This window comes from Lancefieldella rimae ATCC 49626, assembly GCF_000174015.1.
Lineage (GTDB): Bacteria > Actinomycetota > Coriobacteriia > Coriobacteriales > Atopobiaceae > Lancefieldella > Lancefieldella rimae.
In genome coordinates, this window is sequence record NZ_ACFE01000001.1 from 524,816 (window position 1) to 548,298 (window position 23,483).

Genomic DNA, 23,483 nt, shown 5'->3' on the forward strand with positions numbered 1-23,483 from the left:
ACTCTTGTCAACGCAAACCACGCTCCCGGGCGTATCTTATCAAAAAATCTCCATTTTTACCGAGAAGTACTTTGACATATTGCACACATCTTTAACGCATTGTGCTTATGCGCAGTATCTCTTTTTATCCGCCCAGGAGAGATTTTTTTCGTAAGGCATTTGCGCTTCTTATTGAGGCATTATGCATGAGGCGTTCTGCACTCTTTACTGAGGCATTCTGCGCTTCTTATTTCTTCCCTACTAGGAGTTTTGAATCCGACAGCATGAGCCAACGACTTTCGTGCATACTCATGAACTTTCCTGAAGCCGTATCCAAAAGCTCTACACTCTCGTAACCCTCATCTTTCAGGCTCTGTATAAATGCCTGCATATCACCATAGCGACGAGGGTCCATAAGATCATGTATGGCAAAGGTGCCACCTTTTTTGAGTACACGGAGCGTTTCACGCAGGAGCCGCTGTCGATCAATACGAGTTATATTGTGGTAAACGTAATTGCTGACAACCGCATCGAAAGTCTCGTCAGCGAAATCAAGTTTTACGGCATCGCCTGCCTGAAATGAAGCATTGCCGATCTTCTCGGCACGAGCATTGTTCTCACATAGACGCTTACTGAACGAAGCGTACTCCTTCCCCCAGCGGTCAATCCCGATCATTGACGCTTGAGGATTTGCTTTTGCACAAGCTATGGTCAAAGCTCCGCTTCCGCAGCCGACATCAAGTCCCAAACCATCCTGAGGGAGCTGCACGTATGCAGCTACTCCTTCAACGATGTCTTTTGAAAGATGTCGCCGGCCACGATACGAAAACGCACAATACGCAAAGGTTGCCCATAAGAAAAACAAGCCAAACGCGACAAATAACACTCCAAAAAGAATCAACGCGCAGAGGCGAACGCCCTGTACAGCACCACTTATTTTGCATATCACCACGCCGACAAGTGCCACGAGAGTTCCGCCTCCCGAAGCTGCCAACATACCCCGAGGAATCCAATTCTTATAGTCGACCATACTATTTCCTTTCGTATTTCATATGGATAGTTCATAGAGGCCTCATACGACATCGACCTGTACAGAGCGCCGGTTCGCGCTTGTTCACGCTGGCTAGTACTGGTTGTGCTGGTTCGTGATAGCTCACTCTAGCTAGTGCTAGGCATATATTGTAAATGATGGCTAACTTATTGGAAGACCGTGAAAGTAATAAAAAACCTCCCGGAAAACCCAAGAGGTTAAAATGCAATGGTGCCGCCACCAGGCTTCGAACCCGGGACCTACTGATTACAAGTCAGTTGCTCTACCAGCTGAGCTATAGCGGCTTTTGATGCGTGAGTAATGATACCGAGTTTTATCGGAGGAGTCTAGAGGCATTTTATTGAAAGTTGCTTCTCTTGAAAAACTCACAAATCATAGTACTCAAGCTGTCCCATTGAGCACCTGCGCAGACCCAGCACGGTGCACAGGGCAAGAAGTTCTTCTCGCCACTGACCGAAGTTCTGCTGGTAGCTGAGGTTCGGCAAGCCGATGCTGTTGCCAACCGCGATTGTCGCCAATCGAATCCACCAGTAAACGAGATTGTGGCAAGGAAAATCCACCACTAAACGAAGTTCTTCTCGCAATTGGATCAAACTCGTGGTTTAGTGGTGTTTTTGGAAGCAAAACGTGTGTTTAGTGGTGGTTTTTCGTCAATTTGAGCGTTTAGTGGTGAATCAAACCACCACTAAACAGTGCTTTTGGTACGTTTTTTGGAATCCACATGCTTAGTGGTGATTTTAAGAGACGGGTGGTCGTGAAAACCACCAGTAAACGATTGCTGTGGAGCATTTCGAGTAGGTGCTCTAGGCGAGTATTCCAAGCGGGCGAGCCAATAAGTAGACGGGCAACAGCGTATGGTAGCCACACGTGGTATAGCCGCAAGCAGGTGTTTTTAGGCAAGAATAACGCTGGGATTCTTGGGGTTTCTTGGATACCTGAGATAGCTTAAGTCGTTGAAATACCTGGAACAGCCGAAACAGCTACAACCCCCTACTGATCCAGCAGATTCCAAAGGCGCTGTCGCTGCTCGGAAGACAGACGATCCTCCAAAGTCATACGCGTACGCCCCGTTTCGCGCTGTAAATCATCAATAGCCGTATCGCTCACCTCAACATCACGCACAAGTGCCGCACTTGAAATGCGTGTCACCTCACCGGGACCAAACCCAACCGTTGAGCGAACGTCCTTATCGGAAGTGACGAGAGAAACGGACCGACCGGCTTCTCGCGCTTCCGTAACCAGTTTTTCGATAACGGTATCCGCACTCTGATTGGGCTTTGAGAAAATAAGTTTGACACCGGCTCGTGAACGATCAGGTCGTTCAGGGTTTACGTTACCCGCCCCGTCAAACACAATGACCGCCTTGTATCGATGATGCGCAAACGTTGCCACATCGGAAATGAGCGCCTCACGAGCACGAATAAAGGGGTCGCCGTCCATGTGATATGCAGCATCCGCCGAACTCACTAAACCGTCAGCTTGATTTGCCCCGTCAATCAGGCCTTCATAACGAGCAGTGGCATGCATCACGTTATAGCCGTCAACGATGAGAAGTTCGCGGTCTTCTCGCACGGACATTATGAAACGCCGCCCATACTCACACGACGCAACCATTCGTAGCACATAACGGTCGTAGCCTGTGCCACGTTCAGCGATTCAATCTTTCCACGCTGCGGAAGCTTGCAGGCAAAATCACACGTTTCAAGCACGAGACGAGAAATGCCTGCACCCTCAGAACCCATCACGAGCGCAAGGCGTCCTCCCAAAGGCGCGCTCCACACATCGTCCGCGGCATGCTCGGTAGCGCCACATGTCCAAAATCCTGCGGCTTTCAGTTCTTCAAGCGCTCGCGATACGTTAGAAACCCGCGCTATCGGCACATGCAAAACGGCACCGGCAGAGGTTTTGTACGCGCCCACACCCACCTGAGCAGCACGTGCATTGGCAATCACCACCCCTGCGGCACCAACTACCTCAGCAGATCGGACGATAGCGCCAAAGTTACCTTCATCGGTTACATGATCGAGCACCACTACCAGCGCGTCTTTTGAACCCGCTTTCTCAAGAATGTCGGAAAGTTCCGCGTATTCAAAAGGTCGGGTCCGCACAATAACGCCCTGATGAGCGCCATGACTTGAAAGGGCGTCCAAAACCTGCCGAGGCACCCGCTCAACAGGAACGCCGTCGGATGAAAGCTGTTTGGCAAGCGTTTCAATCTCTTGATCCCGCTCGCCTGAGGACACCTGTACCAGCGCATTCTTAAGCGGAATGTTTAAGGCAAGCGCCTCTGCAACCGCGCGGCGACCCTCAATCAAATCAAAGGCACTCTTTTGCCGAGAAGTTCGAGATTTTCTGGCTCCGCGAGTATCGTCAGATGTACGAATGTCCCTTGGCCTATAACCGCCACTCCGGTGGTCTTTTGTACCACAAGCTTCCCTCGAATCAGCACGTTTCTTTCTTTTGTGCGGCTGCTGCCCCTGTGCCATATGTCTCTGCTGTCCCTGTGCCGCATGCTTCTGTGCCGTATATCTCTGCGCTCTCTGTGCCATGTATTAATCCTTGCTATTAATCCTTGCGCGAATTGTATTTCAGACGAGCACCCGAAGCCGTGTCTTCAATCAGAAGTCCCAGACCAGCAATGCCATCACGGATGGCATCTGCAACCACCCAGTTCTTCTCGGCACGCGCGTTTTGACGAGCAGAAAGAAGAGCTTCTGCCGCTTGCGTGACGCTCTCTCCCTCATAGCCTGCTTGGGACTTTGCCAAATCAATAAGCTCATGAGGGAGTTCGTCGGACGCTTTGTCCGTGTTGACGCTAATTCCCAACACTCCAAAAAGTTCTGTCAACGTATCAGCAGCATGAAGCGTCAATTTTGCGTTAATTGCATCGGCCGCATCGGCAAGATAGGTATTTGCAGCAGTAACCAACGTGAACATCGCGGCAAGGGCTTCTGCCGTATTGAAATCATCTGCCATGGAGCGCTCAAAGTTCTCGCACGCAGTGCCAATGGCTGAGGTAAGCTCATTTTCGCGGTCAGACTGCTTGTGATCTTGTGTCGCATCTCCGGTATTGGCAGAGCGTCCAGCATCAGCAGAACGCTCAGTACTCTGAGCGTTTTTAGCAGCCCAGCGCAAATTAGCCACACAGGTCTTCATACGCTCAAGCGTACCGATAGCACCGTCCAAGCGCTCGAAAGAAAAATCAAGCGACGCACGATAGTGCGTCTGCAGCATCAAAAGTCGAACCGCATCTGCTGAGTAGGAATCCAGCACTTCTTTGAGCGTATAGAAGTTGCCCAGGGACTTGGACATCTTCTCGCCCTCCACGCGAAGCATACCCGCATGCATCCAATAGTTTGCCAAAGGCTCATGCCAGCAGCAGCTTGCCTGAGCCGTTTCGTTTTCATGATGCGGAAACACGAGGTCAGCCCCACCACCGTGGATATCAATTGGCGTTCCAAGGTAGCGGTGAATCATGGCGCAGCACTCAGAATGCCAGCCGGGACGCCCTTCTCCCCATGGACTCGGCCAGCTGGGTTCACCGGGCTTTGCAGTCTTCCAAAGGGCAAAATCAAACGGATCGCGCTTCTCGGTATTGACCTCAACGCGCTCGCCTGCACGAAGCTGATCAAGATCGCGACCAGACAACACACCATAATTGTGATCCGCTCGCACCGAGAAGTACACGTCTCCCGACGGCACTGCGTAGGCAAATCCCTGATCAATGAGGGATTGGATCATCTCAACCATGGCATTGATCTCGTGCGTGGCGCGCGGACGAATGTCGGGATCAAGAATGTTAAAGCGGTGCATCTGCTCAATGAAGGCGGAAGAGTATTCCTCTGCAACCTCCTGCGCCGTACGCCCCTGCTCAAGAGCACGATTGATAATCTTATCGTCAACATCCGTCAAATTTTGTGCAAAGGTAACCTCGTATCCTGCATGCATGAGGTATCGGCGTATTACATCAAACGATAAGAACGTGCGTGCATTACCGATATGTATCTGGTCATACACCGTAGGACCACAGACATACATCCGAACTTTTCCCTCATCAATGGGTGTAAAAGTCTCTTTGCGATGCGTCTGAGTATTGTAAACGAGCATGTACACTCCCTGCTTTAAATTAAGACTCCAAAATCACAACCGCCCAGGCGGCGATTCCCTCACCTGTGCCGACAAAGCCAAGCCCTTCGGTGGTGGTGGCCTTCACGCCCACACACGCCTTGGATACCCCCAAAGCCTCGGCCATCCGCGAACGCATGACATCACGATACGGCATAAGCTTGGGCTCCTGAGCAGCGATTGTGCAGTCGCAATCCACAATATGATAGCCTGCTTTTCTTACCCGCTCGCCAACAGCGGCGAGAAGATCCATGGAATCCGCACCCGCATACGCGGGATCGCTGTCTGGAAAAAGCTGACCGATATCACCCTCACGAAGTGCTCCCAAAAGCGCATCCATCAGAGCGTGCGCAAGGACATCTGCATCCGAATGACCCAAGAGTCCCCGATCAAAGGGTACCTCTACACCGCCCAGCACCAGCTTTCGCTCCGGCACAAGTCGGTGCACATCATATCCGTGTCCAATGTGAAGTGTCACCTTATGCCTCCCCACCGTCAAACGGAATACAGGAGTCAGCGCCATCCATGAGATGCTTGCCGAGAAGCGCTTCACAGATGGTAAGGTCAGAAGGATAGGTTACTTTAATGTTGTCATTGGACGACTCAACCACTTCAACCACGCCACCCAAATGCTCAACAAGCGAAGAATCATCCGTTGCCGCTATCCGTTCTTGAAGAGCTCTTTCATGGGCTTCAACCAGTATGCTTTTGCGAAAAACCTGCGGTGTCTGAGCAGCCCACAAAAACGAGCGGTCAGGCGTACTTACAATGGTAGAACCTTCAACGCGCTTGAGCGTATCCACGGCGCGAGTCGCGCAAATAGCTCCTGCAAGAGCAGCATCTGAGCGCACGCGAGAAATAACGCGTTCAATGGTCTCCACTTCAATGAGCGGACGCACCGCATCGTGTACAGCTACCAAATCAAAGCCGCGTGGAGTTGCCTTAAGCGCAGAATACACCGATGCCTGGCGCGTCTTTCCTGATGCAGCAAAGGTAATTGGCTTGTGAAGCTTAAGGCCTGAAAGCACCGACTCTCGTACGGCATCCACTTTTTCCGGAGAACACGCAATGACCACGTGCGCAATACTCGGCGCATGATCAAACGCCAAAATGGACCAGCTCATCAAAGGCAGTCCGCAAAGGTTAATGAACTGTTTACCGCCCGGATAGCCAAAGCGCTCACCGATACCGCCGGCAACAATCACGGCCACGGTGTCGGGGCCATTGCTCTTCTCGACAACTCGGGCGCAAGAAGTCTTGATTTGTGTGCAGGCGCCGGAAACTCTCATTCGGACTTCCCCCACATGCGGCGCAGCGCATTGGCCAGAGCGCCGGGGTTCTCAATGCCCAAATCATCCAAACGATTGGGATTGGTTTCGGCCACGTTGAGAAGTTCCTGCAAAGAGTCATATTCGTCAACAATTTTTGCGGCCATATCATCACGAACCACAGAAACGCGTGAAAGGGTACGCAAGCCAAGCGGAACCATAGCGGTATCCGCAGGAAGGTCTTGGTCATATCCAAGGATACGACCGACCACTTGGGCAGAGCGAAGCTCCGTATTCTCCGTTGTGTGGAATATCCGACGGATAGAGCGCGCGTTTTCAACAGACGAATCTTCAGCATAATCGCGAATCATAAGGTTATATGCCTCATTCACACCGCCCAAGTATTCTTCACGTTGCATAGCGGTGATTTTTCCTTCATTGCCGAGTTCAAGAATATGCGCGTCAAGCTGCTCAGCCACGGTCATAAGTACTTCAAAAAGATAGAACGTCTCAGCAACGTCACCAAGTGTTACATAGTTGTCCAGTTCAAGAGCCGTAAGGCGTAAAAGCTCCCGGTCAAGGGCCTGGCGCGTGCTTTGCATGGCAACGGAAAGCTGACTGACCGCCGTCATAATTGCTGGTACCGACTTCAACTGAATGGCCCGACCGTCAACATACACCGTAATGAGCGAACGGCGAGAAGAAACTGCCAAAACGATTGACTTAGTAAGCAGGCTCATACGAGCAGCAGTTCTATGGCGCGTTCCTGTTTCTGCCGTCGGAAGCGTAGCGTCAGGATTTAAGTGAAAGTTAGCACGCACAATCCGCGTAAGGTCTTTGTCAATAACCACGGCACCGTCCATTTTGCACAGCTCAAAGAGGCGGTTTGCCGTAAAGGAAACATCCAGGGCAAATCCATCGCTGCCTGCCGCAAGAACGTTTTCGCGATCACCCACACAAATAAGTGCCCCAAGGTGTCCTGCAAGAATCATGTCCAATGCGACACGGAGAGCCGTTCCAGGGGCTGTCATTTTAATAGCAAGCGCTCGTCGCTCAGCGGTGTCATCTGGTATTTGTTCAAACTGCGAAGACTCCATGACCCTCCCCTGTATGAAAGCTGGCTCCGAAGAGCCAGCAAACCGTCATAGTAGAAGTATAAAGTTTTTTATTGCATATACACCGAGAAGTCCAAAGAGCTTTTGAAGCCCTCGTACTTCTCGTTTATGTTACTCTGCAGACGACGCAAGGCCCGATCCCTGTACGGGCACCCCAGACTCAGGCACCGGAGGCAAGCTGAAGTTATCTTCTACCTGTGCCATGCTCTCACGTATGCGAGGCGCCGGAATCTCTCCCTTTGTTTTCTTAAACGTCAACTTCTGGTTCTCGTCATCGATATCAACCAGCACGATATCTCCAGACTGCCATTTGCCCTCAAGCAACTCCTCCGAAAGAGGATCCTCAATCATGGATTGGATGGCGCGGCGAAGCGGACGGGCACCATAGACGGGATCGGTTCCGTTTTTGGCGATAAGATCACGGGCGGCATCGGTCAGATCTATGGACATGCCGTTGGCTATCAGTCTATCGCGAAGTTCAAGAACCATGAGGTCAACAATGCCACGAAGCTGCTCTGCCGTAAGCGATTTAAAGACCACGATATCGTCCACACGGTTCAAAAACTCAGGGCGGAAACTGCGTTTGAGCTCGCTTCTTACGCGATGAGAAATCTCTTTGTCGGAAAGACCGCCGGAACCTTCTGCCGAGAAGCCCATGGTATTGGTCTTTGCAATCTCACGAGCTCCAATGTTGGAGGTCATAATGACAACGGTATTGGAGAAATCCACATGGCGACCCTGTCCGTCAGTCAAACGTCCTTCATCCAAAATTTGCAGAAGGATATTGAAGACATCGGGATGAGCCTTTTCAATCTCATCAAAAAGCAATACCGAGTAAGGACGACGACGCACTGCTTTTGTGAGCTCTCCGCCCTCGTCATACCCCACGTATCCCGGAGGTGCACCCACCAGTTTAGCCACGGTATGGCGCTCCATATACTCCGACATATCAAATGAAATCAGAGCATCTTCACTCCCAAAAAGGAACTCCGCCAAAGATTTTGCAAGTTCCGTTTTACCGACACCGGAGGGACCTAAGAAAATAAATGAACCGCCTGGACGGCGAGGGTCTTTAAGCGGACTGCGCGAACGTCTGATTGCCCTTGCAACTTTGATTACCGCTTCGTCTTGGCCAATGACGCGCTGATGAAGGATGTCTTCCGTGCGCAGCAAACGCGAAGCTTCGGTTTCGGTCAAACTTGATACGGGGACACCGGTGATGCCCGACACTACCTTTGCAATGTCGTCCTCATCAATGGTCACAATGTCCTCGTCAAGCTTGGCGCGCCAGCTCTTCTCAAGTTCATCACGCTTGGCGATCAAAGACTTTTCTTCATCGCGAAGCTGTGCCGCGCGTTCAAACTCCTGAACGGAAGCCGCAGCTGCCTTGTCTTTGCTTACACGCTCAAGATCGGCATCTACTTGGGCAATTTCAGGTGGTAAGGACATTTTATGGATACGCGCACGGGCACCCGCTTCATCCAGAACGTCAATGGCTTTATCCGGCAAGAAGCGGTCTTGAATATACCTGTGAGAAAGCAGTACCGCCGCGTTAATTGCAGCTTCGGTATAGTGTACGTGGTGGTGCTTCTCATAACGATCTTGCAGACCGTGAATGATACTGATGGTATCGTCCGTGCTTGGCTCGCCAATGTTGACAGGCTGGAAACGACGCTCAAATGCTGCGTCCTTCTCGATATGTTTGCGGTACTCTTCTGCGGTAGTGGCACCAATGACCTGAATCTCCCCGCGTGAAAGAGGCGGCTTCAAAATTGAGGCGGCATCAATCGAACCCTCCGCGGAACCGGCACCTATAACCGTGTGAATCTCGTCAATAAACAAGATGTCGTTTTTGGATTCCTCAAGCTCCGAGACGACTTTTTTCATGCGGTCTTCAAACTCACCGCGATACTTGGACCCCGCTACGAGACTGGCAAGATCAAGCGTCCAAACCTGCTTTCCGCGCAGAATATCGGGTACATTTCCTGAGGCAATAAGCTGTGCCAAGCCCTCAACAATAGCCGTCTTACCGACACCGGGGTCTCCCAAAATGAGCGGATTGTTTTTCTGACGGCGCGCAAGCACCTGCATGACACGCTCAATTTCGCGATCCCTGCCAATCACGGGATCCAGCTTGCCGTCTGACGCCAGCTTTGTCAGATTACGACCAAACTGTTCAAGCATGGAGCCGTCATTGTTTGCACCTGAACGTTGAGAGACACCGGGTATGCCAAAAATACTGGAATCCATACGAACGTCTTGTACCGCCGGACCGCTTCCTCCCGGCGTCCCGGATTCAATCAACTCTTCAACTGCATTGCGCACCGCATCGCCAGAAACGCCCATGGTGCGCAGGGCATCCATGGCACGTCCGTTGCCCTCGGAAACAATGCCCAAAAGGAGATGCTCGGTGCCGATATATGTCTGACCATGTGTCATCGTCTCGCGATAGGCGTCTTCAAGAACGCGCTTGGTGCGTGGAGTAAAGGGAATGTGACCTCCGGGAACGGGATCTCCCGAACCGGTGGTCAGTTCCTTAACCGTAGCAAGGGTTTCATCATAGGTCACGTCAAGCTTTGCAAGCGCTTGTGCCGCGATACCCTCACCCTCTTTTATTAATGCAAGAAGGAGGTGTTCGGTTCCAACATACAGCTGGTCAAGTCCACGCGCTTCCTCTTGAGCAAGGCTCATAACCTTACGGGCTTTGTCTGTGAATTTATCGAACATTGCGGATAAACCTCTCTGTTGCGTTTTGGGAGTTTATGTACCCAGTATCACGTGATACAAACACCTGGCATCCAAGCTGCACAAAGTTAGAAAATAAGAAGGCCATACGTCGATGCTTTCAAAGAGTCTCTATCTAACAAAAATCACCAAAAGAGGGGTTGTACATACATACAGCCCCTCAATATCTTTCGGTATTTAATAACCCACGCGATATGGCTGCGTTTAACGCATGCAATGCAACCACGGCATGCCTATACCGCCAAAACGTATGGCTTACTCGGCAGCCGTGCGCTCAGAGCGCTTCTCGGGACGAAGCTGCGGGAAGAGAAGAACATCACGGATTGAAGGCTGATCACAGAAGAGCATAATCATGCGATCGATGCCGTAGCCAATACCACCGGCCGGCGGCATACCATACTCAAGGGCGCGAATGAAGTCGTAGTCGTACTCCATAGCCTCATCATCACCCTGTCGCTTGGCTTCCATCTGAGCCGCAAACCGCTCCTCTTGATCCACCGGATCATTGAGTTCTGAATACGCATTTGCATATTCGGCTCCCTTGATAACCAGCTCAAAGCGATCGGTCAGACGAGGATCGTCGTCTTTACGCTTGGTTAAAGGAGATACTTCTGCCGGATAATCACATACAAATGTTGGGTTTATGATGCTCTTCTCGCCAAGCTCATCGTAGATCTCAAAGAGAAGTTTTCCGGCTCCCCACTCAACGTTCCACTCGATATCAAAGCGATCAAGCACCTCACGCAATTTTTCAACGGGGGTATCGATGGAAAGATTCTCACCCGTGACCTCAGATGCAATCTCGGAAAGCGATGCCATACGCCACTCTCCCGAAAGGTCAATTTCCGTTCCCTGAAACGTAATGACCTCATGACCCGCTTCACATCCACACGCCCGGCGAGCAATGTCCTGGAAGAGTTCCTGCGACAGCTTGCGCATACCGGCCAAATCGGAGTAGGCGGCATACGCCTCCATCGAAGTAAACTCGGGGTTGTGCGTAAGATCGGTACCCTCGTTTCTAAACTGGCGACCAATCTCAAAGACACGCTCAAGACCGCCCACAATCAAACGCTTGAGAGGTAACTCGGTAGCAATGCGCAGGTAATTCTCGGTATTCAAGGCATTGTAGTGCGTAATAAACGGCTTTGCATTGGCGCCGCCAAGAATCTCCTGCAAGACGGGGGTTTCAACCTCCATGTAACCGTCGTCTTCCATGTGCTGACGGATAATGGAGATGATCTGCGAACGCTTGCGGAACACGTCACGTACCTCGGGGTTCATAATAAGGTCAACGTAGCGCTGACGATACCTGACCTCACGATCGGTAAGGCCGTGGAACTTTTCCGGCAAGGGACGCAGCGACTTTGAAAGCAGGACAAGGCGAGTCGGCGCAATGGAAAGCTGGCCGCGGCGTGTACGCATGACCGCTCCGGTAGCGCCAATAATATCGCCCAGATCAAGCATGCCGAGAAGATCCCAGCTTGCCTCATCGAGGTTGTTAATGCGGCAGAACAACTGCAGCTGACCAGTATAGTCTTCGATAACGACAAAGGCTATTTTGCCCTGGTTACGAATGGCACGCACACGGCCTGCAACGGAGTATTCGTCCTCGGTCTCGCCGTTTTCGAGATTCGCGTAGCGATCTTCAAGCTCAGAGACGTGTGCAGTAACCTCGGACTGAATAGGATACGGATTTATGCCACTATCAAGTAAAGCCTGACGGCGAGCCCTGCGCTGAGCGCGTTCGTCGTTAACAGACACTTCGACGTTGCTCTTCTCGGCAGCGGCGTTCTCTGTGTCAGCATTTTGTACGTGTTCCGACATGTATCCTCCTGAAATTATCAATAAATAAGCCCCGCGCCGGACAGACGCGGGGCGAACTCTTTTCTGTTCCGGCCGGTCTATCGGGTGATTGCGGTGATGGTGTACTTTTTCACGTTACCGTTTGGCGTGGTGAATTCTACCTCGTCGCCCTTCTTGTGGCCGATAAGTGCCTCCCCTGCGGGCGACTCGTTTGAAATCTTGTGCTCAAGAGAGTTTGTCTCTGTGGTACCTACAATAACGTACTTGGCTTTCTTACCCTTTGCATCTTCAAGCTCGACAGTTGTGCCGATTGCAACGGTAATTTTGCGCTTTTTGTCTCCCTCAACAACCTTGGCAACCGAGAGAATCTGGCGGATCTCGTTAATGCGAGACTCGTTGTGGGACTGCTCTTCTTTCGCCGCATCATATTCGGAGTTCTCGGAAAGGTCACCGAAACCGCGAGCCTCTTTGATACGCTCAACGATCTCATCATGCTTCTCACCCTCACGATATGCAAGCTCATCGACAAGCTTCTGACGACCTTCAGGGGTAAGTACGATTTCTTTAGTGGTATCCATCAGTTTCTTTCTGTAGATGGTGAACGGGCATAACTAGGACGTACGTGTGAAACTCACGTAAGAAGTCCTACTCGGACTTCTTCTCTTCTTCAACGATCTCTACATCAACGTCATCGTCTTCCTTTTTGGAAGCTTTCTTGTCGTCCTTATCGCCATCAAGATCCTCTTCCATGCCCTCACGGACAGACTTAACCGTCTGACCAAGTGACTTACCAAGCTTTGGAAGGTTCTTTGGCCCAAAAATGACAAGAACGACAACGAGAATAACGAGAATCTCAGGAATACCAAGACCAAGAATCATAGAAACAACCTCCGTGACAATTTAGATATAACGCAAAATCACGCACGCGCGCGATGTCGCATCCGCTAGTATAACCGAGAAAGCAACGGAATAACAAGGAATTCGTATGTTGACACGTGATTTACAAGAGCTTCTTTTATGGTCGTTTGGCATTGGCGGAGTAATTGCCATTGTTTACCTGCTCTTTCTCTGGATTCTGCGCCTTCGTGGCGTTTTCGTTACGCGCACAAAATTTGGAGTCACAATGGTGTTTGATTCCGTTGACGCGGACAAAACTCCCGTCCGACTCCTCAACGTCAACGGCACGTATCAATCAGTAAGCTATGTTCCAAAAGACCTCCGAGCCGAGCTTGCCGTGGAATATCATCGCCTGATGGCAGACTTCATTGCACAGGCCACAGCCACGCCTCAGCCAACACCCACAGGGCAAGAAGAACCACGTGCTCACGTACTCATATTAGGAGGCGGCGGTTTCTCGCTTCCGAAATACCTCATTGCCCACAACCCTGCCCTTGACGTCACTGCCGTTGAAATCGATCCCAAAATCATCAAACTGGCACGAGAGCGTTTCTTTCTCACCGAGGTTCTCAACGAAAGCAACGCCGAAACCGAAGGGCGTGCGCACATTGTCGCCGACGATGCCTGGAAGACGCTGCAGGACTCTTCATCGGGTTCTTTTTCCGTTATTGTAAATGAAGTTTTTGCAGGCAAGAGACCGCTTGGACCCATGAAAACTGCTGAGGGTGCGCAGCTGGTACACAATCGCCTCTGCAAAGGAGGACTGTATCTCGCAGACATTCGCTGCCCGCTTGAAGGCTCTCAGTCTGCTCCGTTGACTGAAGTTGTCGAGGAGTTTGGCCACGTCTTTACTCATGTGGCTTATGTCCCGGAATGGCCCGATACGCTAAAGACTGCCGGAAACAATGTACTTATCGCCACGGATGCAGAGTATTCCTATCCCGAGGGTGCTATTGTAATAAAGTAACAAGCCAAGGAGGCACCATGAAGCATGGATTTGAGTTACTTAACGACCCGTTTTTGAATAAGGGAACTGCTTTTACCACAGAAGAGCGAGAAAAATACGGTCTTGTTGGACTTTTACCTCCCTGCGTACAGACCATTGATCAACAAGCTGATCAGGCCTATGAAAATTATCTGACAAAGGCTGACAACGAGGCAAAGCGCCATTACCTGATGCGCCTGTTTTCCGAGAATCGCACCTTGTTCTATAACCTCTTCTCCAAACATCTCAAAGAGTTTATGCCCGTTGTGTACGATCCCACCATCGCGCCTGATATTGAGTACTATTCCGAGCGCTATGTTGACTCGCAATATGCTTGTTTTCTTTCCGCCGACCATCCCGAAGACGTTGAAACTTCTCTGCAAAACGCCGCCGACGGTCGAGACATTGACCTCATTGTCGTCTCTGACGCTGAGGCTATCTTAGGTATTGGTGACTGGGGCACCAATGGCGTTGAGATTTCCGTTGGTAAGCTCATGGTTTATACCGCCGCTGCAGGCATCGACCCACGTCGCGTGCTGCCGGTAATTTTGGACGCAGGAACCAACCGACAAGAACTTCTCGACAATGACCTCTATCTTGGAGAGCACCACAGGCGCATTGACGATGAGAAATACTACGAGTTTGTCGATCGGTTTGTAGCCTGTGCCGAGCGACTGTTCCCCAACCTTTACCTGCACTTTGAAGATTTCGGTCGAAGCCATGCAACGGTACTTCTCGACAAGTACAAAGACACCTACCCCGTCTTTAACGATGATGTTGAAGGTACCGGCATTGTTACCCTTGCCGGCATCTTAGGCGGTCTGAATATCACGGGCGAGAAGCTCACGGATCAAACCTATCTTTGTTTTGGCGCAGGAACTGCCGGTTGTGGCATTGCCAACCGCGTATTGCAGGAATTTGTTGACCAGGGCATGAGCCGCGAGGAAGCCCGAGGCCGGTTTTACCTCGTTGATCGTCAGGGTCTTCTCTTTGACGATATGGACGATCTCACACCCGAACAACGCCCCTTTGCCCGCAAACGCTCCGAGTTTGAAGAAGGCACTGACTTTGGCTCACTGCTTGCGGTGGTCCGCGCTATCCATCCAACCATCATGGTAGGAACATCCACCGTTCACGGAGCTTTTACCGAAGACGTTATAAGAGAAATGGCTGCGCACTGCACGCGACCCATAATCTTCCCCCTGTCTAACCCAACCAAGCTCGCCGAGGCAACCGCTGCCAACTTGCTTGCCTGGACCGACGGGCGCGCACTGGTGGCTACCGGAGTTCCATCCGATGATGTCACAATCAATGGCATTACCTACCGGATTGGACAGGCAAACAACGCTCTCATCTATCCCGGTCTTGGCCTTGGAGTCCTTGCGTCAAAAGCTCGTCTTCTGACGGATCAAATGATTTCTCTGGCAGCACATTCTCTCGGTGGTATCGTTGACACCACACAGCCCGGAGCTGCCGTGTTGCCTCCCGTCTCGCGCATTACTGAGTTTTCCGAGCGCATTGCCACAGGCGTTGCTCAAGAAGCTCTGAGACAAGGACTGAATCGGGAACCCGTCTCTGATGTGCAGGCGGCCGTTCGCACGCTCAAGTGGACTCCGACTTATAGGACCCTTGACGCATAGGTGGACGTTTCAAAAGTTCAGAGTGTTATCCAAGGAGCAACTATGCCCAGCATCTATACTGTTACGCTTAACCCCGCTCTGGACAAGACTGTCCGGGTACCAAATTTTGCCGTCGACCAGGTGAATCGTATTACGTGGCTCAGGCAGGACGCAGGCGGCAAGGGCATTAACGTCTCCAAAGTCATTGCAAAACTTGGTGGAGAGTCAACCGCCATTGCCGTTCTCGCTGGTCAGACCGGACAATGGATTGCAAACGCTCTTGTCGAGAATAATATCAAGGTCCAGGCAATTACCGTTCCCGGAGAAACACGTACCAACCTCAAGGTTGTCGATACTGAGGGCGGCACCAATACCGACATCAACGAGCCTGGCCCCGAGGTTACCGACAGCGTACTTGACCAGGCACTTGTTGATGTTGTCTCCATGACTTCCGCTGGCGATATCGTAGTTCTTTCTGGCAGCCTCCCCCGCGGAGCTTCCACTAATACATACGGTCGTTGGACGCGTGCTCTACGTGACGCCGGGCTGAAGGTTTATCTGGACGCCGATGGTACAGCGCTCTCAGCAGGCCTTGAGCAGAAACCATCCTTCATCAAGCCAAACGATCATGAACTCTCCGCCATGCTGAACCGTGAGCTTGTCGACGTGAACGCAATTGCCACAGCCGCATCCGAGATTGTCGCTGGCGGCATCGACACTGTCTGCGTTTCCATGGGAGGCAACGGTGCCGTCTACGCTACGACCAACGAAGTTTGGTATGCAGGTCCAGTAAAAGTCAAGGTAGGAAGCACTGTCGGTGCCGGTGACTCCGTTGTAGCAGCGTTTGCCTTTGCAGATGCACAGGGCCTCTCGACAGAAGACGCACTGCGGCTGGCCATGGCCACGGGTGCTGCAAACGTCATGGAGAGCGGAACTCAAGCGGCAGAGCGTTCGGTTGTGGATTCCCTCATCAAAAAAGTCCAGCTCACGCGCCTGCACTAGCGTTTTTGAATTGCTATCAAGCTACTTCTAGCCTACCTTGCCTAAAAAGTGCAAAGAATCTGTGTTTTGAACACAGATTCTTTGATGAAATCAGGCACTTATAACGTCACTCAAAAATACCTACAGTTACTCAGAGACGTCTTCGGTCTTTCTGCGATTGCATTCGATTTTCCAGCCAATCATCCAACCAACTGCAAGAACGTAATTCTCGATAGCGCCTACCAAATTTACCGACTCGTGAGCACTCAAGAAATGGATGAAGTGATTAGTTCCAATTCCAATGCCTCCCAGAATCAGCGCAAGCAAAATTGCACGTAAATAAACCCAATCGTAGTGAAAACAAGCAGTAAGCAAAATAATCAGTACTGCAAGGTTCCAAAAGCCAATCTCTCGTTGCCAACCCGTCGAGATACCATAGGCGGCATTACTCCCCATATACTCAGGTGCAACAATTTGCAGAATTGCTGCACCGGTCATCGCAACGATAACCAGCGCAAACATTACCTTCAAAAACTTGTTCATTGGTATCTTCAAAACAAACTCTTTCCTAAATCGCACATGCTATATGCAATCAAAATGAATTGCGAATGGTATTTTACACCTCTACTCAATAAAACTTTTAATCCCTTTAAGGTGATCAAGGGCAACCTGACGGCCAACTCAATAGAGAGACAGCAAGGTCTCACCCGATTTCTCGTTAACTTTAACCTTTTTTCATCACTAAAAAGCAGGTAAAATACTACGCAACTGAAAGTTGACAAATTTCCAACTGCACTTGGTGGTGTGCAACCAGAGCTTCTTTTACTCTAAAATCATCACATGTGAATCCGATTCAATGCCCCAATCCATCATTACTAGAAAGGAACAACCATGTTACTGAGCGAGAAAATCATGAGCCTCAGAAAGCGGAATGGTTGGTCACAAGAAGAGCTTGCACGACAGCTTAATGTTTCAAGACAATCGGTCTCCAAATGGGAATCTATGGCTGCTATGCCAGACATTCAAAAGATTATGGCTATGAGTGAGCTCTTTGGTGTCTCAACCGACTATCTGCTTAAAGATGAAATGGAGGATCTCCCTGCAACTGCAACATCTTTAGACTCTGCAGAGCTCTCAAGTGAGAGCGCTACTCCCGAGTCTTCTTCACAAACTAATGAGCAAAGTGTCTATTCCTCCACAAAAATTGAAGTCTCTCTGGATCGAGCAACGGAATATTTGGATACCACTGTAAAGACGTCTCGTACAACAGCCTTTGCCGTTATGCTCTTTATCATAGGTCCTGCGATTCTTGTGTCACTCTCTAACTATGGAAAAACTCAAACAGATTTTGACCTCACGATTATCAATTCAAGTGCGCTCAATACATCCAGTCTTCTTGACATCATAGGTGTTTCTATTATGATGCTCTGCATTGCAGCTGGTGTAGGTCTTCTGATTTTACAGAACATAAAACTTTCACCATTCGAAGAGCTTAAAGAAAATGCTCTTGAGTTGCAATATGGTGTTGAGGCAGCTGTTAAACGCCGCGCTGAATCTACAAAGTCCCTGCGCTCTTTTCAGCAAGCCGCCGGAGTTTGTCTTACTATTCTGAGCTCTATCCCTTTTACTATCGCATCGTATTTTAAAGCTGGTCTTTACTTCTCAATAGGATTTTTTATCGCCATGTTCATGGTTGCTTTTGGGGTCTTTTTGCTCGTTAATTCTGGTATTGTCAAAAGTAGCTACAATGTTCTTCTCCAAGAAAAAGATTATTCAAATAGCGAGAAAATCTCCAAAAATAAACAAAAATCTATCTATGCCCAGTATAAGCCATATACGCAAGCTTACTATGTAGTTATTACACTCATATATCTTGGTTATAGCTTTATCACCTACGACTGGGGTAGGAGCTGGATTATCTGGCCTCTTTCTGCACTCCTCTACCACGCTGTCATCAGTGTTCTTAGTGTCTTGAAAAAGCACTAAGAACATGCTTTGCCAGTGTTTATTCCACCGGCAAATCACATTTTTCAAAAAAGGTACCAAATCGACTGTTTAGTGGTGATTCAATTCACCACTAAACAGTCAAATCCGAGAAAAACCACCACTAAGCATTGCTTTTGCGAAAAAAATCACCACTAAACATCGAGTTTGGACCAGATTCGTCTCACTGTCTCACTTAAACGTAAAGCACGTCATCACAACTGAAGCACATTACCGCAGCTCTTCATGAAGACGGAATTTCTGCCATGGTCGTATGGTATCAATAAAGAAATGCTCTTATCGACAGCTGAAATTGCATCCACAAGTTCCACGCCAAAACTAACAAGGTCATGTGACAGAGATTCGGCTTTTTCAGATTTCCTTTCAATGGTCTACCTGTTAAGATATCGATAAAACGCTATCTCGAATCACAAGGCTAGGAGTTAGAATCGTCCTTGAAAAGGGAGCTTTAGGTTGATTTATACGAGCAATAAGAGTCTCAAATGCCTTATAAGACAGCCCTTGGATATCTTGCGCAACTGCTGTGATACCGGGATCCGAAAAACTCAAAACAGGACTATTGTCATAGCTAATTAACGAACAATCTCTAGGAATAGAGATTCCTACTTCCCTGAAGTAACTAATAATTCCCAAAGTCGTCATATCACTGCATGACAAAACAGCAGTAGCACAGGTATCACAAGAACTATCTGAGGGTTTCAGAAGACGACAAATTCGACTTCCAGCTAAATATCCCCCTTGTTCATGGTAATCACTGTGAATCACAAATTGTTCGTTGTATTCAATACCATGATTTTTTAAGGATAGGCGATATCCACTCAAACGTTCTCTACCATTAATAGAATCTCTGTTTGCAACACATATAATGCCCCGATGTCCATGTTTAACTAGGTAATCAACAGCCATTGCTGCCCCACGTTCATTATCAATTGCAACTTTATCGCAATCGATATCTTCAGAGATCCTATCGACAAGAACATAAGGTACTGAAAGATGCCGTAGCGCAGAGGCAAATCTTGACATTTTCACTTCAGGCTGCCTTTGAGGAACAAAATTACTTGGAACAAGAAAGAGCCCATCAACTTCTCGAGATACTAGCATATCCAAAAGTCTATTGTCAGAAACCGGATCATCGTTTGAATTGACAATAATGAGAACTCGTCCTGTATTTCTTGAATATTCCTCAAGTGCTTTTGCCAATGAGGCAAAAAACGGATTTTCTATATCAGGCACTAAAAGACCAAATGTATCTGTTCTTTTTGTCACAAGACTTTTTGCCAGAACATTCGCTTTATAGTTTTTCTTTTTAGCAACCTCGCGTATACGCTGTTTACTTTCTTCTGAAAGGCGCACATCATGGCCATTGAGCGTAAGCGACACTGCAGAAACGGAGAGTCCGACTTCTTTTGCAATATCTTTAAGTGTTACTCTCCGCTCCTGCAATGTTATATCCTCCGCTGTCGTACTAAATTAAGCGATACTATTATCTGCCTGACCTCGGTTCTCTCAATTTCTTTTGATTCTATAAGAACAGAATCATTGACAGAATGAACATGAAGACTACTCCTGCAATCATTGGAATGCTCGTACGCTTAACAACCTCTATTGGGTCTGCTTTAATTGATCCTGAAACAATAATTATAACAGCCGATACCGGCGAGACTGCCCGAAGTAGATTACCTGCAAGACCCATAGGTACTGCAACAGCAATCGCTGAAATGCCTGCAGCAGATGCAAGTGTAGGGATAAGGGGAACCATTGCAAAGAATAGGGCTGTACCCGAGCCCGAAAGAAGTACGATAACCGCAGAGAGAACGACGAGAATGAGAGGAAGAACAAAGCCCAAACCATTGCCATTCATTCCAGTCATAACATTTTGCAATGCTGAAATAAGCCCTATTGATTTAAGCCCTACTACGTAAACAGTAGCAGCCACGAGAAGAGCAACTATCGGCATAGCATTTCCCATGCCTTTAAAGAACTTTTCCGTCTCTTTGACTGCTTCTTTTAAACTATGCCGCTTAATAGAATCGCATAGCACCGCAACAATGAATGAAATCACTACTGCAATTTCAACTGTTAGGTCCACTTTAGAATGACCGAGCAATTTAATAAAATAGGCGATGACTAAAAGAATTATAGGAAGTACCGGAAGAAGCGCATAGACGCTCCGGTACAAAACAGAATTACTACAATAGCTTCCTTCGGTCTTCTCAACTTCATTCGCACTTATTATTGCCTCATTACGCCCTTCAAACTTTTGCCAAAAGTAATGTGCAATAGCCATAATGAGTAACGTTGGGATTGAAACAATAGCATGATAAGCAAACACATACTGTGAAACTGTCAGTCCAGCAAATTCAGGATATTTTGCCAATTCATTCGCAATAGCAACATTATCGGAACCAAGCGGTGTCGGCATAACAGTAGCCGTAGTCGCAATCACTGCTCCAGCAGTAAGTGGACTCATTCCGGCTTTTCTCAATACAGGATAGAGGGTAGCCAAAAGAATAATGGCCAGATTCGAAGCACTGGGGATAACAAGTGAAAGCAGATTACCAAGAAGAAAAACCACCGGGACGAGAACATAAGGAGAGCGAATGTTCTTTATTGGCTTTGATAAGACAGAGACTGTGATCTCATTGGCACCAATCTCGCTCATATAGGCAGCGTAACCGCCTAAAAGTAAGATGATAAAGCCCGCTCCAGCGAGTGTCGATTTGAACGTGCTGACAATTGCCAATAAAGGATCGAGAAGTCCGGCACCGGATGACTTAAAATCCTTTATAGCAATGGTATTTCCAGCGAAAATGGCGATATACATAAGGATAACCCCAATAAAGAACAGGGTAATTTTAATATCCATCTTTTTAACAAGCATGTATCCAATAATGGCTATGGATAAAATTGCTGTTCCATACATTACAAAAGAATTCATAAACCTCACCTCAAAAAATTAGCAGAGCCATCTGGTATTATCAGAACCCATATTGCCATACGGTCTAATCCCCTCTGTTGTCTCGGCAATAAAACTGGTCAACAAACCAAGTTCGAAAGGCTCGTACATCAATATCAGTACAAACTATTGCATTTGCGGACTTTCCCAGATATCCCTTCAAGTCAACGAGGGTGCATCCAGCAGTCAAAGCGCCACTCAACTCAATATCGACAAAGGTCTCAGTGGTCTGAAACATTTCTGGTACAAGCAGGTAAGCCATGGCAGTCGGATCATACATTTTGAGGCCTGTCTTTATTGAGCCTCCCCTGTAGTGGCTAAATAGCGCGGTAATCATTTTTCCCGTTTTACTTGCTGCCTTTATCTTTTCAATGTCTTCAGGCAGTACAAGAGCTTTCCATCCTATATCCAACCCAACCATTACAATCGGCACTCCTGAGGAAAAGACAATTTTTGCCGCTTCGGGATCAGTGGCCATATTAAACTCTGACAGGACACCCTTGTTCCCTCGTGTAATGGTTCCTCCCATTATGATTAAGCGTTCAATATTTGATTTGCTATCCGGATGCACTTTCAAAAGTAATGCGATATTGGTAAGAGGACCTATAGCAACGATAGTTACGGGAGTATTTGATCTAGTAATCTCTTTGTAAAGTGCCTCGACCGCAACTTCCGTTAAAAGACAACCGTCAGCCAAACCATCAAATTCAAATCCATCCATTCCACTTGCACCATGAATCGCACTTGCATCGCTTAAAGATCTTACAAGCGGTCCTTTAGCACCTTTAGCAACCGGTATTTTTTTATCCCAAAATTTAAGGAGTTTAAGAACATTATTGCTAACGTTCTCTAAACTAACATTTCCTCCCACAGTCGTTATGAGACGCACATCAACCTTATCTGATCCAATGGCAATCGCTAAAGCTGCAGCATCATCAATTCCTGGATCTGTATCAATAATTATGGGAGTCTTAGTCATCTCTCTCCTTTTTCAAAGAATCGCTCAATTTCGCTTAGTGTAGGGATTGATCGCTGTGCACCAATTTTTCTTGTTGCAAGTGCAGCAGCCTTTGAAGCTAGTACAGCAGCATCATTAAGGCTTTTTCCATTTGCAACACATGCTGCCATGGCTCCGACGTAGGTATCCCCCGCACTTGTTGTATCAACTGTATCAACTCGAAAAGCTTGTTGATACAGACTCTGACCTCTTGTCACTACAATTGAACCAGCATCCCCAACAGTGAGGATAATAGTCTGAGCTTCATTTGCTAATAACTGAGAAAGACTTCTATCTATACTTTCAAAGTCATCCATCGCCCTGAGTCCAAAAAGCGACATACACTCTGTCTCATTTAAGCAAAGTAAATCAATTGAGTTAAAGACATGTTTTGGTATGGTATGCACGGGAGATGGATTAACTATAACGTATAATCCCAGCTCCTTTGCATGAATTATTGCATCACACGTAGTTTTTTCACAACACTCAAATTGCGTAAGAAATACATCCCCAGGACAAGCTACTCTATCAAGCGCTTCGATAACTTGTTCTGAGGAAAGTATATAATTTGCCCCATGTTCAATGATTATCCGGTTATTACCCGAAGTTCTTATAACAATTGCTAAACCTGTAGACGCATTGTCCGTAGAAATAACCTCGTCACAATGTACTCCAGAATCAGTAAGACTGTGAAGTATATCTTCTCCAAACGCATCGTTACCAATTGACCCAATTATTAAAGTATGTGCTCCTATACGTGAAGACGCGACCGCCTGATTTGCTCCTTTCCCTCCTGGGTTAATTAAAAGGTTTTTCCCATCACAAGTCTCACCTTCAAAAGGCATCCGATCCGTCTCTATTGACAGATCCATGTTCATGCTTCCAAAAACAATAACTTTACTCAAAATCCTTCTCCTTTTTTGTATCCCTGCTGAGGAAGCTACATCTGAGTCTTCTT

The 23,483-nt window shown here is 48.4% G+C and carries 21 protein-coding genes and 1 tRNA gene; 4 read left to right on the plus strand and 18 right to left on the minus strand.

Annotated features, from left to right (window positions below):
• Positions 1–226: 226 nt before the first annotated feature.
• From ATORI0001_RS02495 to tatA, 13 genes are all read right to left on the minus strand, one after another.
• A complete protein-coding gene (locus ATORI0001_RS02495; RefSeq protein ID WP_003148202.1) occupies positions 227–1,009 on the minus strand; it encodes a class I SAM-dependent methyltransferase in 783 nt (260 codons plus the stop codon).
• 229 nt (positions 1,010–1,238) lie between these two features.
• A tRNA-Thr gene (locus ATORI0001_RS02500) sits at positions 1,239–1,314 on the minus strand.
• An 81-nt stretch (positions 1,315–1,395) separates the two neighbouring features.
• Positions 1,396–1,548, minus strand: coding sequence for a hypothetical protein (locus ATORI0001_RS07810; protein WP_003148369.1), 153 nt, complete (start codon positions 1,546–1,548; stop codon positions 1,396–1,398).
• Positions 1,549–2,020: 472 nt separating this feature from the next.
• Positions 2,021–2,608, minus strand: coding sequence for an NYN domain-containing protein (locus ATORI0001_RS02505; RefSeq protein WP_003148280.1), 588 nt, complete (start codon positions 2,606–2,608; stop codon positions 2,021–2,023).
• A complete protein-coding gene (gene rlmB, locus ATORI0001_RS02510; RefSeq protein WP_003148641.1) occupies positions 2,608–3,579 on the minus strand; it encodes a 23S rRNA (guanosine(2251)-2'-O)-methyltransferase RlmB in 972 nt (323 codons plus the stop codon). The genes ATORI0001_RS02505 and rlmB overlap by 1 nt, the downstream gene beginning before the upstream one ends.
• A 16-nt stretch (positions 3,580–3,595) precedes the next feature.
• Positions 3,596–5,137, minus strand: coding sequence for a cysteine--tRNA ligase (cysS, locus tag ATORI0001_RS02515; protein WP_003148811.1), 1,542 nt, complete (start codon positions 5,135–5,137; stop codon positions 3,596–3,598).
• A gap of 19 nt (positions 5,138–5,156) precedes the next feature.
• Positions 5,157–5,633 (minus strand): 2-C-methyl-D-erythritol 2,4-cyclodiphosphate synthase, encoded by a 477-nt coding sequence (gene ispF, locus ATORI0001_RS02520; RefSeq protein WP_003148692.1) that lies wholly within the window; start codon positions 5,631–5,633, stop codon positions 5,157–5,159.
• A gap of 1 nt (position 5,634) precedes the next feature.
• On the minus strand, positions 5,635–6,444 hold the full coding sequence (gene ispD / locus ATORI0001_RS02525) for a 2-C-methyl-D-erythritol 4-phosphate cytidylyltransferase (protein ID WP_003148501.1): 810 nt from the start codon (positions 6,442–6,444) through the stop codon (positions 5,635–5,637).
• A complete protein-coding gene (disA, locus tag ATORI0001_RS02530; protein ID WP_003148166.1) occupies positions 6,441–7,520 on the minus strand; it encodes a DNA integrity scanning diadenylate cyclase DisA in 1,080 nt (359 codons plus the stop codon). Before disA ends, ispD begins: the two co-directional genes overlap by 4 nt.
• 129 nt (positions 7,521–7,649) lie before the next feature.
• Positions 7,650–10,265: an ATP-dependent Clp protease ATP-binding subunit gene (locus ATORI0001_RS02535; RefSeq protein ID WP_003148679.1), complete on the minus strand. Its 2,616-nt coding sequence runs from the start codon at positions 10,263–10,265 to the stop codon at positions 7,650–7,652.
• Positions 10,266–10,538: 273 nt separating this feature from the next.
• The gene (gene lysS, locus ATORI0001_RS02540; RefSeq protein ID WP_003148356.1) at positions 10,539–12,107 is read right to left on the minus strand and encodes a lysine--tRNA ligase; all 1,569 of its coding nucleotides are present in this window, start codon (positions 12,105–12,107) and stop codon (positions 10,539–10,541) included.
• 77 nt (positions 12,108–12,184) lie between these two features.
• Positions 12,185–12,664 (minus strand): transcription elongation factor GreA, encoded by a 480-nt coding sequence (gene greA, locus ATORI0001_RS02545; RefSeq protein WP_003148319.1) that lies wholly within the window; start codon positions 12,662–12,664, stop codon positions 12,185–12,187.
• A 67-nt stretch (positions 12,665–12,731) separates the two neighbouring features.
• Positions 12,732–12,965, minus strand: a complete 234-nt coding sequence (gene tatA / locus ATORI0001_RS02550) for a twin-arginine translocase TatA/TatE family subunit (protein WP_003148593.1) — start codon at positions 12,963–12,965, stop codon at positions 12,732–12,734.
• Positions 12,966–13,071: 106 nt separating this feature from the next.
• Between tatA and ATORI0001_RS02555 the strand changes: the two genes are divergently transcribed.
• Genes ATORI0001_RS02555 through pfkB form a run of 3 tightly spaced genes read left to right on the plus strand, consistent with a single transcriptional unit; the run spans position 13,072 to position 16,589 of the window.
• Complete coding sequence (locus tag ATORI0001_RS02555; protein WP_003148499.1) at positions 13,072–13,950, plus strand: spermidine synthase; 879 nt, start codon at positions 13,072–13,074, stop codon at positions 13,948–13,950.
• A 17-nt stretch (positions 13,951–13,967) separates the two neighbouring features.
• Positions 13,968–15,608, plus strand: a complete 1,641-nt coding sequence (locus ATORI0001_RS02560) for a malolactic enzyme (protein WP_003148579.1) — start codon at positions 13,968–13,970, stop codon at positions 15,606–15,608.
• A gap of 42 nt (positions 15,609–15,650) precedes the next feature.
• On the plus strand, positions 15,651–16,589 hold the full coding sequence (gene pfkB / locus ATORI0001_RS02565) for a 1-phosphofructokinase (protein WP_003148512.1): 939 nt from the start codon (positions 15,651–15,653) through the stop codon (positions 16,587–16,589).
• Positions 16,590–16,715: 126 nt separating this feature from the next.
• Here the strand turns inward: pfkB and ATORI0001_RS02570 are convergent, their stop codons facing one another.
• Positions 16,716–17,111 carry a hypothetical protein gene (locus tag ATORI0001_RS02570; protein ID WP_003148256.1) on the minus strand — a complete coding sequence of 132 codons (396 nt, stop codon included), beginning with the start codon at positions 17,109–17,111 and terminating at the stop codon, positions 16,716–16,718.
• Between the two features lie 369 nt (positions 17,112–17,480).
• Between ATORI0001_RS02570 and ATORI0001_RS02575 the strand changes: the two genes are divergently transcribed.
• On the plus strand, positions 17,481–18,554 hold the full coding sequence (locus ATORI0001_RS02575; protein WP_244851832.1) for a helix-turn-helix domain-containing protein: 1,074 nt from the start codon (positions 17,481–17,483) through the stop codon (positions 18,552–18,554).
• 396 nt (positions 18,555–18,950) lie between these two features.
• Here the strand turns inward: ATORI0001_RS02575 and ATORI0001_RS02580 are convergent, their stop codons facing one another.
• The 4 genes from ATORI0001_RS02580 to ATORI0001_RS02595 form a co-directional block, all read right to left on the minus strand.
• Positions 18,951–20,015 (minus strand): LacI family DNA-binding transcriptional regulator, encoded by a 1,065-nt coding sequence (locus ATORI0001_RS02580; RefSeq protein WP_003148193.1) that lies wholly within the window; start codon positions 20,013–20,015, stop codon positions 18,951–18,953.
• 79 nt (positions 20,016–20,094) lie between these two features.
• A complete protein-coding gene (dcuC, locus tag ATORI0001_RS02585) occupies positions 20,095–21,510 on the minus strand; it encodes a C4-dicarboxylate transporter DcuC (protein WP_003148645.1) in 1,416 nt (471 codons plus the stop codon).
• Between the two features lie 64 nt (positions 21,511–21,574).
• Complete coding sequence (gene rihC / locus ATORI0001_RS02590) at positions 21,575–22,507, minus strand: ribonucleoside hydrolase RihC (protein ID WP_003148776.1); 933 nt, start codon at positions 22,505–22,507, stop codon at positions 21,575–21,577.
• Entirely contained in the window at positions 22,504–23,430 is a 927-nt protein-coding gene (locus ATORI0001_RS02595; RefSeq protein ID WP_003148428.1) for a ribokinase, read from the minus strand. Before ATORI0001_RS02595 ends, rihC begins: the two co-directional genes overlap by 4 nt.
• Positions 23,431–23,483 lie beyond the last annotated feature (53 nt).